The following is a 12,306-nucleotide window of genomic DNA, read 5'->3' on the forward strand; positions in this document are numbered from 1 at the left end:
CACTGAGTGCTGCGTCGCTGCCCGTTCCGGCTCTGCCGTTATGACAACTCGATCGAGACCGCTGTTCCCAGACCGCTGCTTCTCCACACGGTTGGCACTAAGAGTGCGAGCCGCGCGCTGCGCGCGCACCTGACCCCCGAGATCGCCCGTCCCGTGACGGTCTCGGGGAGGGGCCGTCATGGTGATGACGATCCGGGTCATGTCGTCCGGCAAGGGCCACGAGTACCTGCTGAAATCGGTCGTCGTCGGTGACGGCGACCGGGAGATGAGCAGCCCGCTGACCCAGTACTACACCGACTCCGGCTGCCCTCCCGGCACCTGGGTCGGCACTGGCCTGATGAGCCTCAACGACGGCCGCTCGCCGACGTTGGCCGAAGGTGACACGGTGACCGAGGAACACCTGGCCCGACTGCTGGGCGAGGGCGTCCACCCGATCACCGGCGAGAAGCTCGGCAAGAAGTTCCCCGCGCTGCAACCTCCGCGCGAGCGGATTGCAGCCCGCCTTGCACGCCTCGATCCCGGCTCGCGCGGGGAGGCACGGGAAGAGACTGTGCAGCGCATCCGTGAGGAAGAGCTTGCGAAGAAACCCCGTACTGCCGTTGCAGGGTTCGATCTCACGTTCTCGCCGCCCAAGTCGGTCAGCGCGATCTGGGGTGTCGCCGATGCGGGTACGCAAGCGCTGATCGCGCGGGCACATCACGCAGCGATGCGCGACACGATCGCGTTGCTGGAGGATCGCGTCGCCGCAACCCGCGTCGGTGCGGGAGGTATTGCGCAGATGCCGATCGTAGGCGTGATCGCCACAGCGTTCGACCACTACGACAGCAGGGCAGCAGACCCGCAGCTGCACACGCACGTTGTGGTCTCGAACAAGGTGCAGGGCGAGGACGGGCGTTGGAGGTCGCTGGACTCGCGCCGCCTGCACAAGGCGACGGTCGCGCTCTCGGCGTCGTACAACGCCTTTATCACCGACCACACCGCGCGGCTGCTCGGCGTGACCTGGACGGCGGTCGACCGAGGCAAGGACCGCAACACCGGCTGGGAGATCGAGGGCGTACCGGCGGCGCTGATCGCTGAGTTCTCCCGCCGCACTACCGGGGGTAGCGACGGCGCGGAGGGTATCGAGCAGGTCAAGAACCGGCTGATCGAGCAGTACGTGGCCGAGCATGGGCAGCAACCCTCTGCCGCGACGATTGCGATTCTTCGGCAGCAGGCGACCTTGGAGACCCGGCCCGAGAAGGTACTGCACTCGCTGGCCGAACTGACCGCCGACTGGCGGGCGCGTGCCGAGGTCGTGCTCGGCGAGGACGCAACCACCTGGGCGCAGCACCTGCTCGACCGGGGTGCGACCGAAGCCCGGCTGCGTGCAGACGATCTGGGGCTGGAGCAGATCGAGGATCTCGCCACCGTGGTGCTGATGGAGGTAGCGAACCGGCGCGCAACCTGGGGGCGATGGAACCTGCACGCCGAGACCATGCGGCAGATCATGGGCGTCCGGTTCGCAACCATCGACGACCGTATCCGCGTGCTCGACCAGATCGTCGCGCACGCCGAGGCCGAATCGCTCCGGCTCACCCCGGACTACGACCGCGCCATACCTGCTCATTACATCGAGGGCGAGGGCAACAGGTTCCAGCCTGTCGATCAGATCGCGTACTCCAGCCAAGACATTCTCGACGCCGAGCAGCGCCTACTCGCGCATAGCCAGCAGACCGGCGGGCCAGCACTGACGGCACGGCTCGTCGCGCGCCACACTTCCCGCAAGATCAGGGGCGTCCGGCTCGACCCCGACCAGGCCGTCGCTATCACCCGCATCGCCCGTTCCGGGCTGACTCTCGATCTGCTGGTCGGCCCCGCAGGTTCGGGCAAGACCACCGCTCTGCGTGCCCTGCACCGGGCGTGGACGGCGGCGCATGGCCGCGACTCGGTGATCGGCCTCGCGCCGTCGGCGGTTGCCGCCGAAGTGCTCGGCGACTCGCTCGGCGTGCGGGCGGAGAACACCGCGAAGTTCCTCTACGAACACCATCATGGACGCTGGAACCTCGAAGCCGGGCAGCTCATTCTCGTGGACGAGTCCTCCCTCGCCGGAACTCTCGCGCTCGATCGCATCACCGAGCACGCCGCTGAGGTCGGAGCCAAGGTCGTCCTGATCGGGGATTGGGCGCAACTCTCGGCGGTGGAGACGGGCGGGGCGTTCGGGATGCTCGTGCGCGACCGCGATCAGGTGCCCGAACTCACCGATGTGCGCCGCTTCGCTAACGAGTGGGAGAAGTCCGCCAGCCTAGGACTGCGGCACGGAAGCACTGACGCGCTCGACGGGTACCAGGAGCGCGGCAGACTGATCGACGGCGACGCAGAGACGATGCTCGATGCGATCTACGAGGTATGGCGCACCGACCGCGACGAGGGCCTGCGCACGTTGATGATCGCGGGCACCGGAGAGATGGTCGCCCAGCTCAACGCGCGCGCCCGCGCCGATCTGATCGAAGCCGGGCGCGTCGAGGCAGACGGGCTGCGTCTGCACGACGGCACCACCGCAGGCGTCGGTGATCTCGTCGTCACCCGGCTCAACGACCGCCGCCTCACCACCGGCAGGACATGGGTCAAGAACGGCGACCGCTGGCAAGTCACGCACCGCTACGACGACGGCTCGTTGGCCGTGCGCCGGTTGGGGCGCGGCGACAAGCCCCACGGTAAGGCTCTCGTGCTGCCGGCGAAGTACGTGCGCGAGGAACTCGAACTCGGCTATGCCTCCACTGTCCACCGCGCCCAAGGAGCCAGCGTGGACACCGCGCACGCTCTCGTCGACCCCGAAGCTTCGTCACGGGAGTTGTTCTACGTGGCGATGACACGCGGCAAGCACCGCAACCACGCCTACGTGATCGTGCCCGACCCGCACGAGGTTGAGCGGCATCTCGACCAACCCGAGCCGCTGACCCTGATCGACCGGCTCGCCAAGGTACTCGCCCGAACCGACGCCGACCTCTCGGCTACCGAAACCCTCACGCTCGAGGTAGACCGTCACGCCTCCCTGTCCACGCTACTGGCCGAGTACGACGTACTCGCCCGCGAAGCACAGACCGACCGCTGGGCCGCACTACTCGACATCGCGCCGTTCCCCGAGAACGTGGCCGACGACCTGTTCACCAGCCCCTACTACGAGCAGTTGGAGAGCGCACTCGCACGTCACGAGGCAGCCGGCCATCTCGCACCGGCGGCACTCACCGCTCTCGCACCGAGGCTCACGCCCGGCGACGAACAAGCCGACCCCGCCGCGCAGCTGGCCGACATGCTCGACCAAGCCACCCAGAAACTCCGGCCAGGTAAACGAGGCAGGGCACGAGTCGCCGGACTCATCCCGACACCTGCCGAGCCAATCGCAGACGACATGCGGACCGCGCTCACAGAGCGGCAGACGCTCATCGAGACCGCCGCGCGCCGACTCCTGCACGATGCCCAGGAAGCGAGAGCCGCTTGGGTGGCGCGGCTCGGGCAGCCGAGTCCACGACCCGAGGAGCGAGAGCGGTGGGAGGCGCACGCCGCCACGGTTGCGCTGTACCGTGACCGCTACGAGATCACCGGCCCGGCACCGCTTGGCGACCCGCATGTCGTCCGAAGCCCTGACCAAGCGGCCGAGTACCGAGTCGGACAGCTCGCATTGCGGCAGATCAAGATGATTGTTCGACACGATGATGAGAGAGCAAACCAGTCGACCGTCCGCACCACACCACGACGTGGACTCTGACCATCGGCCTCACCAGGCGCGCAACGACACGCCACGCGGAGAATCACTCGGCGACGACGTTGTGGCAGGCGGAACGGGGCGGGGCACCACGGAACCGACAACGCGGGAGGGTGCCGGACGATACCCTATGTAGCATGGGTACCGCGTACGACTTCCTCAGCTCTCATCTGAAGACGATGGCTGCGCCGTACCTGTTTATCGGCTCGGGGATTTCAAGACGGTACGCTGACCTGCCCGATTGGGAAGGTCTCCTCAGGCACTTTGCTGCATTTACTAGCCACCCGTATGAATACTACCGTGGCCTCGCTTCAGGCGATCTTCCCAAGACCGCCTCACTGCTAGCCAACGAGTTTTACTCTGTGTGGTGGTCTGATAAGCGATTCTCAGATTCGAGAGACAGATATGGCACTGAGGTTACTGATCCCTCATCAGCCTTAAAGATCGAAGTAGCAAGGTATTTCGAAGAAGCGATTGAAGGATTCAAGCCGACGGCCGAGTATGCTTCCGAGTTCGCGCTCCTGCAGAGTGCAAATGTCGAGGGAGTGATAACGACGAATTTCGACAGGCTGATGTCCGTTGTTTACCCTGACTACACCGTCTTCACTGGCCAAGATGAGTTGCTGTTTGCCGACCCACAAGGTATCGCAGAGATCTACATGATTCACGGATCGTCGCAACAGCCGCGCTCACTCGTTCTGACGGGGGAGGACTACGACGACTTCCAAGAGCGAGATGCGTACCTCGCCGCCAAGCTGATGACCTTTTTCGTCGAGCACCCGATCGTTTTCCTTGGTTACAGCCTGAGTGACAACAACGTACTGGAGATACTTCGTTCGCTGGTGAAGGCGATGCGCGGCACCAACGCGAGCAAGCTTAAGGAGCGCCTTCTTTTCGTCAACTGGGACTCGGAAGCTTCCCCAGAGGTTCGTTCTCGAACCGTGCAGATCGAAGGTGGCCAAATCGAGGCCTTTGAGATCGTCGTCCCTGACTTCATCGACGTCTTTCGAGCGCTAGGAATCAAGGAGAGGGCTCTTCCGGCTCGTGTTCTACGTCAGCTCAAGAATCAGATTTACGAACTGGTAAAAAGCAACGATCCTGACGGTCGACTCGTGCAGGTTTCCGACATTGAGTCGGCCTCGGATCAACTTGACGTGGTGTTCGGTGTTGGCGCCAAGATGACAGTCAAAGGGATCATTGGCCTATCTCGCTGGGACCTCGTTGATGATGTGCTCGGTTCGCCAGACCGCGGGCTTCCTAGTGACCAGGTGATCACTGAGGCGTTCGGGAGTTCCTTCGCCAGCAACTGGTACGTGCCTTACTGGAAGCATCTCCGGCAAGGTGGATTCCTCGATGAGGCGGGGGACTTGTTGCCGCAGGTTGAGGTCCCATCCAAAATTCATTCCTATATCTCCCGAGAGACCAAGAACCTTGGAAAACGCTCTCTCCCGCCCGGTGTGACCTTTCAAGACGTGCTCGACCGTCAAGGAGAGGACTGGATTCTTGGCCACCCTTGGTCGTTGCTCGACGAGACCCGCGACGGTGAGGGCTTGCGAGAGTACCTGAACAACAACCGAAGCTATCGTCAGCAGTCCTACTACCTCACGCAGTACGCCAAGTTGGCCGTGACCCTCGACTGGCTGATGTACGGACCCCCGAACGAGGCCAAATCATGAGCGTGGTGGAAAGCCAGGCGGCAGCAGCCTCGGCACTGCTTTCGGCACCCGTCCTCCGCTCTGCGATGCGAGACGGCCCCGCGTCGAAGTTGGCGAATCGCACCATTTCCAGTCTTGTCGAGAGTGGTCTAGCCCTTGGCGCATCTACTGTTCGAACCCTGATCTGGCGTTGTGACCGATGGCTCTCGCGCCATTACCGTAACGATCTTGTCTACCGTAGAGCCGTTCTCGGTCAGATGATTCCTTGGAGCGACGGCATTCTCCTGCCGGAGTTCAGGGTCGGTCGATCCATCGTCGACTTCTTGGCCGTCACAGACTCGTTGCACGCCGTCGAGATCAAGAGCGACCTCGACAACACTTCCCGGCTCGATAGTCAACTACACGATTACAGCAAAATCGCACCCTTGGTGTCTGTTATGGCATCAAAGCGCGTAGTGGAACGAGTGCTCGCAATCCCGGAGTTCCAGACTATTGGTCTTCATTGGCTTGATGTGAACGGTCGCGTGGAGACTGTCCGCGATGCGAAGTTTAGAAGTGATCTTCTTGAGTCAGAGGTCTTGATGCGGTCACTTCGTCGTGCAGAGTATCTCAGAGTTCTGTCTGCTCTTGGTTCTACTGTTCCCGACCTCCCGAACACGCGGGTTTTCTCATATGCACTAGCAGCCTCCCGAAATTTGGACCCGCTTGTTTTCCACAACGCGGTCGCCGAGCAGCTGAGAGAGCGAAAGCCACGGGCTGGCCGGTCACTGATCGCTCGATTGCCCGAGCCGGTGCGGCCCGCCGTCTTAAAGCTCGATCCGACGAGACAGCAGATATCCAGTCTTCAAGATTGGATGAACCAGGAGGTTGCAAATGTATATGCCTAGGCTTAGGGCACGGCAGCATGAGGTCTTTGCTGTTCGAAACTGCGCCTCAAGTTTTGCTGCATCTTCGCGTGTCGTACCGATTCTTGAGCCGGTGGCCTCGCCAAACGATCTCTTCACCCGCAGGCTGGGAGCGATAGCCGACGAGGGGGCCAGTTGTGACCTCGTCCTTAACCCTTCGGTCGGTGATCTACGTTCGAAGGGTAGCTGGAGAGCACTTGGCGACTACTACCTTGAGAACGATCTTCTCAAGCACCACGGACTTGCCGTCCTCTCCAATGCCGACGCTGATCACGCGGCGATGTCGCGTTGGATCGGTGAAGCCAGGGGCGCTGGTCACCAGTTCACGCTCGATATCGTTCATGAGCTGGATCTCTCCGTGACTCTGCAAGGGGCGACGTATCACGGAGTTCGATGGAACATTGCCGAGGATCGGACGGTCCCGGCGTCATATGGTCTGCCACTCGGAGGCCTTCCGGTGGTCTGGGCGAACGACCCGTTTCCTTCTTTGCCGCGCAATCGAGAGTATGTCGGACGTGAAGAGGGGATCTTCAGCACTCGCGTTGCCGGCTACAAGAGCGCAGGCTACCTCGGCGTCAGCGACTTCCTCACCCTTGGAAGGGGATATCAACCAGGCGGCGGTCCAGCCTATGCGGTAGTTATCCACTTCACTTATGAATCAGGTAATGTCGTCCGCCTGAAGCACTTCTGCTCTGACAGCAACGAGACTCAGGATGACCCGGCTGGGAAGTTCTTCGAGGCCCTTGAGAAGCTCATCGACTTCGTTGACGAAAGGTCGCTCCCAACAAACCTAGGAATCGACGGGTTCCGCGATCTGTATCAGCGTCAGCACTTTCCCGGGCTTGGCAAGGCCAAGGAGTTGTCGATCATGAATCACATGTTGGTTATGCAGGACGCGATTATCTAGATTTCGTGTCGAGACGACACAGTCGGAGTTGCGTCTAGTGTTTTGCTAGACCGTCTTCCGGTGTACCTCGAATCGTCTGTCGATGGACGGAACGCTAACACCATTTGCTCGGGAGTGCGCGTGCAGATGAACCCGTCAGGGTGGCCGAGTTGGCTTCCCTTCTGGAGGTGCACGCGAAGAGGACACAGAGATGCCAGCGGACGACTGGGCTCGGGGGATCCCAGCCCTCTCAACTAGAAATGAGACATCACTTCAGTCGTCAGACTGTGATTCGCTTACTCGCTTAACGATGCCCTTGGCGACCGGCTTCAGAGGTCTCCAGTCAATGCCGCTGCCTCGCCAATAGCGGTCATATTCCGCCTCGATCTCAGACTTCAGCTCGTCCAATTGAGCGTAACTCGCTTGCTCAGACTTGGACAGACCTGGACCCTTCATCTGTTCTCTGTACGCATCAAGCTTCTCCTGAATTCGGCGCAAGGCTATACCAGCAGCGCTGCTGAAACCCCTTATGTGGCCGTCATCATGATGATCGCTCAGTACCTGTCGAGCAGACTCTTGTGCAGCATCTCGCAGGAACTCACCTGCCTTTTGAAAGTGACCGCTCACCGCACTCCTTCCTCGATTCTGCTAGCCCGCAGCGGCTGCCAGAATAGGTCAATTTGCCTTCGTCGCGCCGATTCCGCTGGCGAACGCCGTCGAGATTCAAAACGGAGTCTCGGCGTTCGTTGACCACGGACTGCTTGGCGTTGGTGGCAACGCGCCTTCTGGCAGCGGTAGGTTTGCGACGACGTAGAGGTTCAAGATGTCGTCGCGATCCATGAACATGATCTGGCTGCGCTTGTGGGCGTCGAGAGCGTTGCCGAGCCAGTTGCGGGCCGCTTTGGTGATCTCACCACCCGCGACGATGAAGGCGTGATCGACCAGGACGCGACGGTTGGTCTCGGGGTCAAAGATCTCGTGTGCCAGCATCATGAGCGCCTGGTTGTGGATCTCAGCCATGTTGGCGTTACCTGTCTTGGTTACCCCCGAAGCGTCGAGCTTGCCCTTTTTCGCCTGGATGCCGAAGTAGAGAATGTGCTGCGTCGGCAAGGTGTAGCGCATCCAAATGTCCTTGCCGTACTCCAGGGCCTTGTCCTTGTGCCCGGCGGCGGTGATGCGGTGGTAGCCAAGTTGCCTGAACATCGGGAGTAGCACCTCCTCGATGAGGTCATCCTCGCTGCACTGGTCGAGGTACGCCGTCAGGAGCTGCCGCCGCTCCAGCTCAGCCTTGCTGAAGGGGCGGTGGGGGTTGGCGGCAAGGATGGTCACGGTCTGGGTGCCGACATGACGGAGGTAGCAGTGGTTGTCCTCGCCATAGAACGCCTCGAAACCTTCGCGGCCAAGTACCTCATTGAGTTGCGCGAGCGCCCGAGGACGGTCGGACCCTTCGTTGAGCCGATCGGCCGGGCTCATCAGCTGGTCGATGAGGCGGCAGAAGATCTCTGGCGGGCGGTTGGATCCGTCGTGCGGTTCGGCCAGCATCTGTTCCAACACATCTGCCACCCAGCGGTGGCGAGTTGAACCGTCATGCTGGTACTCCGTCTCCAGCTCTTGGAAGAACTCGGTGATGTACATGCTGGACCGGTAGGGGAAGTACTTGGCTTCGTCCTCATTTTCAGCGTCGTCGCGGCCCGTGTTGCCCACGATGAGGTCAGCAAGGGCTTCGAGGTTGCGGCGCTTGAACTTCACGGTGCCATTATCGCAAGTGAAGCCGACAAGCTTCCGGACTCAGCAACGCTCGTGTGCGCAACTCGTGGACGGGTAACTTCGGGTGTGCAGCACGAGGGGACGTTAGAGCAAGTCTCTCGTGTGCGTCCAGACGGTCATCCGATGTACGTCGAACCGCCGACAGATCGAGACCACGCTCTCGCCGTTCGCGCGTGCAGTTCGAATAGCGTCCACTTGCCTCTCGGTCAGGGGTGTTCTAGCTCGTCTCCTAGGGTTCGAGACGACTCCCGGCTCGTCGTCAGTGGCACCGTCTGGCTCGTGAACGATACGGAGTTTCGCCTGATTCCACGCGGAACTCAGCCGCTCGAACCGCTGCCAGGTGTTCGGTTTAAGTCCACCCGCGTCCACCATCCAGCCCCCGGCATCGCCGGGGCTCTTTTCTTCTCCCGCAGGCGCTCCCGATGTCGGTGGACTCTCATAGGCTGCGACGGTGTCGTCCGAACTCACACTGCCGGGTCCGTGCGCCCTCTGCGGGAACGCGCGAGGTGTCCGCCGAGACGGCGCCCTGTGCTGCATCTCCTGCGGCTGGCGATACGGTGACGCTCCCGATACCGACCTGCCTCTCCCCCGGGTCGATGTCGTCTACTACATCCGGTTCGACCGCCGCGTGAAGATCGGCACGAGCCGCCGTCCGCGGCAGAGATTGGCGAGCATCCGGCATGAAGAGCTTCTCGCCTTCGAGCGCGGAGGCCGAGCTGTCGAGCAGCAACGCCACAGGGACTTCGCCGGTATCCGTGAAGGTGGCGAATGGTTCACCTTCACCGATGAGCTCCGCACCCACGTCGCCGCCCTCCAGCGGGAGGGTGAGCCCTGGGGGCTCTACGGCCGCTGGTTGAGCGAGGCGCTCCGCGGGGTGGAGAGTGCGCAGTACTAGCCCAGACATGACGGTGCCGGGCGACTGCTTCGGGAAGTCCAGTCGCCCGGCACCGCGTCCGGGGGTGGGGTCAGGCCGTTGCGGCGCGTCCCCGGGCGGTCGCGGGCTGCGGCTGGGAGAACAGCACCACGACGATCACGGCGACTCCGACGACGACGTGCGGGAGCCATACGTTGAGCGCCTCACCGGCGAATCCGAAGATCCACGGCGAGAGCGCCAGGAAGAGGCTGGCGACGATGTCGAACACGAGGTGGACGGGCATCGGGATGAAGCCGAAGGGGCCCCACTCGTACTTCGTGAAGAGGCTGTAGACGATCAGCCCGACGCCGAGCACGATCGGGATGATGACCGCTGCTCCGCCGACACTCGCGAAGCCGAACAGCCAGGGGGCGGCGATGAGCGCGATGCCGACGATGTAGTCGAGGACTCCGTGGACCTTGGTGGGGATGAAACGCATGATTCCTCCTTGGGTGGCGCCGCTTTTCGCGACTCACCGATGGTTCGAAGCACACGTCCGATCGGATTGTCCTCCTTCATGCGTCGATCGGAAATCGAGGTGTTCCGGCCGGTCCGGCACCGGACCGGCCCTGCACTTCCTCGCGGCCCGGTCCCAGACAGCACTGCTACGGTGAAGATGTCGGCATCTTGTCGGCATCAGGGAAGACTTCTCGTCGACCAACGGGCCTCATCGGTCATTTCGTTCTCCGTCGCCTCCTCTGTGTGAGCCCGAGGAGCGTCATGCCCACCCCGTCAATCCCGTCCTTCATCGACCCCGCGCACGCGTGGGCTGCGCCCATCGCCCTCCCCGCGGGGACGACGGCGATCGTCTACTGCGAAGGCCAGTTCGGCGAGCAGGACGGCAAGACCGCCAACGGCCTGGTCCGCCACTCCGAGAAGTACGAGGTCCTCAGCGTCATCGACAGCACTCACGCCGGCGCGGATGCCGGAATGTTCCTGGACGGGCGCGCGAACGACATCCCGATCCTCGAGGGTCTCCCCACGGCTATCGCGCACGCCGGCCAGGTCCCGGACTACCTGATCTGCGGCGTCGCCCCCGCCGACGGACTGCTCTCCGCCGACCAGCGGACAGTGCTCCTGGACAGCATCGCCCGCGGGATGCACATCATCAACGGCCTGCACGAGTTCCTCACAGACGATGCCGAGTTCGTCGCGGCCGCGCTGCTCGCCCAGGTCACGATCACCGACATCCGCCGCCCGAAGGACAAGAAGGATCTCCACCTGTTCTCCGGACGCATCTTCGACGTGACCTGCCCGCGTATCGCGATCCTCGGTACGGATGGAGCGATCGGCAAGCGCACGACAGCGACGATCCTCGTCCGTGCGCTCAACGAGCAGGGCATCCATGCCGTATTGGTCGGCACCGGTCAGACCACGATCATCCAGGGCGGGAGATACGGCGTCGCGCTCGACGCCCTCGTGCCGCAGTTCTGCTCGGGGGAGGTCGAGAACCAGGTGGTCGCGGCGTTCGAGGGCGAAGACCCCGACGTGATCATCGTGGAGGGTCAGGGTGCGCTCAGCCACCCCGCGTACATCACCTCCGCTCACATCCTGCGCGGAAGCCAACCCGCAGGCGTCATTGTGCAGCATGCCCCGGGTCGTGCGGTCCTGGGCGACTTCCCGATGGTCGCGATGCCGACGGTCACGAGTGAGATCACGCTGATCGAGGCTTTCGCAGACACGAAGGTCATCGGCGTCACCGTGAACCACGAGAACCTCACGGCACAGCAGCTCGCCACAGCCATCGACGAGATCGAACTCGACACCGGACTCCCCGCCACGGATCCGCTGACCCGGCCGCTGAGCGAGCTCGTCGAGATGGTGCTGCAGTCGTTCCCGACGCTCAGCCCGCGACGGACCAGCCGTAACGCCGCGTGAGAGCAGCCACGACCCGGTCGTAACGGCCTCGATCGAGGACGGCGGCCTCCCGCCGCAGTCCTCTCTCGTGCACGCTGTACAGCTGCTCGACGTCGACCCAGGACTCTCGACCCTGAGAGTCCCACGCACCCGTGCCGATCGAGAGGTAGTCCCGCTCGCCGTCGTGGGGTTTGCTGGTCATCCGGACCGCGTATACGCGATCGACGGATTCCCGGCCGATCACCAGAACGGGACGATCCTTCCCGCGTCCGTCGTTCTCCTCGTAGGGCACCCAGGTCCAGACGATCTCTCCGGCGTCCGGGGCGCCGTCCCGCTGCGGCGTGTACGCGACCTGCAGGTTCGTGATCCGCTCCGGGTCAACGCGGAAGGTCTGGGTACCGCGCGTGGCTCCGCGATCTGCTCCGGTGGTCGCGGTCCCAGGACGCTCGTGGGGTGTCCGTAGACGCGCGTCCGGGCGCCTCGGACCTGATGTCCGAGACGCCCGGCCGGAGCCCACTGCCTTGAGCAGGATCTCCGCGAGTGTTGCCAGGATGCCGTTGGTCTTGCTCACACGGTCACCC

10 protein-coding genes are annotated in these 12,306 nt (G+C 62.9%); 6 read left to right on the forward strand and 4 right to left on the reverse strand.

Annotated elements, in window-relative coordinates; translation table 11 throughout:
• Positions 1 to 178: 178 nt before the first annotated feature.
• From mobF to ILP86_RS09955, 4 genes are all read left to right on the forward strand, one after another.
• Positions 179 to 3,745 carry a MobF family relaxase gene (gene mobF / locus ILP86_RS09940; protein WP_193761855.1) on the forward strand — a complete coding sequence of 1,189 codons (3,567 nt, stop codon included), beginning with the start codon at positions 179 to 181 and terminating at the stop codon, positions 3,743 to 3,745.
• Between the two features lie 134 nt (positions 3,746 to 3,879).
• Entirely contained in the window at positions 3,880 to 5,418 is a 1,539-nt protein-coding gene (locus ILP86_RS09945; protein WP_081611704.1) for an SIR2 family protein, read from the forward strand.
• Positions 5,415 to 6,284 carry a sce7726 family protein gene (locus ILP86_RS09950; protein WP_152424354.1) on the forward strand — a complete coding sequence of 290 codons (870 nt, stop codon included), beginning with the start codon at positions 5,415 to 5,417 and terminating at the stop codon, positions 6,282 to 6,284. The genes ILP86_RS09945 and ILP86_RS09950 overlap by 4 nt, the downstream gene beginning before the upstream one ends.
• Complete coding sequence (locus ILP86_RS09955; protein WP_227751171.1) at positions 6,277 to 7,209, forward strand: sce7725 family protein; 933 nt, start codon at positions 6,277 to 6,279, stop codon at positions 7,207 to 7,209. Before ILP86_RS09950 ends, ILP86_RS09955 begins: the two co-directional genes overlap by 8 nt.
• 252 nt (positions 7,210 to 7,461) lie before the next feature.
• Here ILP86_RS09955 and ILP86_RS09960 read toward each other — a convergent pair whose 3' ends face one another.
• Together ILP86_RS09960 and ILP86_RS09965 are read right to left on the reverse strand one after the other, a co-directional pair.
• On the reverse strand, positions 7,462 to 7,815 hold the full coding sequence (locus ILP86_RS09960; RefSeq protein ID WP_152424352.1) for a hypothetical protein: 354 nt from the start codon (positions 7,813 to 7,815) through the stop codon (positions 7,462 to 7,464).
• Between the two features lie 96 nt (positions 7,816 to 7,911).
• A complete protein-coding gene (locus ILP86_RS09965) occupies positions 7,912 to 8,937 on the reverse strand; it encodes a hypothetical protein (RefSeq protein ID WP_193761857.1) in 1,026 nt (341 codons plus the stop codon).
• A gap of 469 nt (positions 8,938 to 9,406) precedes the next feature.
• On the opposite strand from ILP86_RS09965, the gene ILP86_RS09970 reads away from it, so the two are divergent.
• Positions 9,407 to 9,850 carry a GIY-YIG nuclease family protein gene (locus ILP86_RS09970; protein WP_127012163.1) on the forward strand — a complete coding sequence of 148 codons (444 nt, stop codon included), beginning with the start codon at positions 9,407 to 9,409 and terminating at the stop codon, positions 9,848 to 9,850.
• Positions 9,851 to 9,920: 70 nt separating this feature from the next.
• Here the strand turns inward: ILP86_RS09970 and ILP86_RS09975 are convergent, their stop codons facing one another.
• A complete protein-coding gene (locus ILP86_RS09975; protein WP_058631749.1) occupies positions 9,921 to 10,307 on the reverse strand; it encodes an SPW repeat protein in 387 nt (128 codons plus the stop codon).
• Between the two features lie 281 nt (positions 10,308 to 10,588).
• Between ILP86_RS09975 and ILP86_RS09980 the strand changes: the two genes are divergently transcribed.
• Positions 10,589 to 11,746, forward strand: coding sequence for a DUF1611 domain-containing protein (locus ILP86_RS09980; protein WP_193761858.1), 1,158 nt, complete (start codon positions 10,589 to 10,591; stop codon positions 11,744 to 11,746).
• Here the strand turns inward: ILP86_RS09980 and ILP86_RS09985 are convergent.
• On the reverse strand, positions 11,712 to 12,296 hold the full coding sequence (locus ILP86_RS09985) for a type II toxin-antitoxin system PemK/MazF family toxin (protein WP_179516037.1): 585 nt from the start codon (positions 12,294 to 12,296) through the stop codon (positions 11,712 to 11,714). The genes ILP86_RS09980 and ILP86_RS09985 overlap by 35 nt on opposite strands.
• Positions 12,297 to 12,306: the final 10 nt, after the last annotated feature.

It is taken from the genome of Microbacterium sp. R1, assembly GCF_015159725.1.
GTDB lineage: Bacteria > Actinomycetota > Actinomycetes > Actinomycetales > Microbacteriaceae > Microbacterium > Microbacterium oxydans.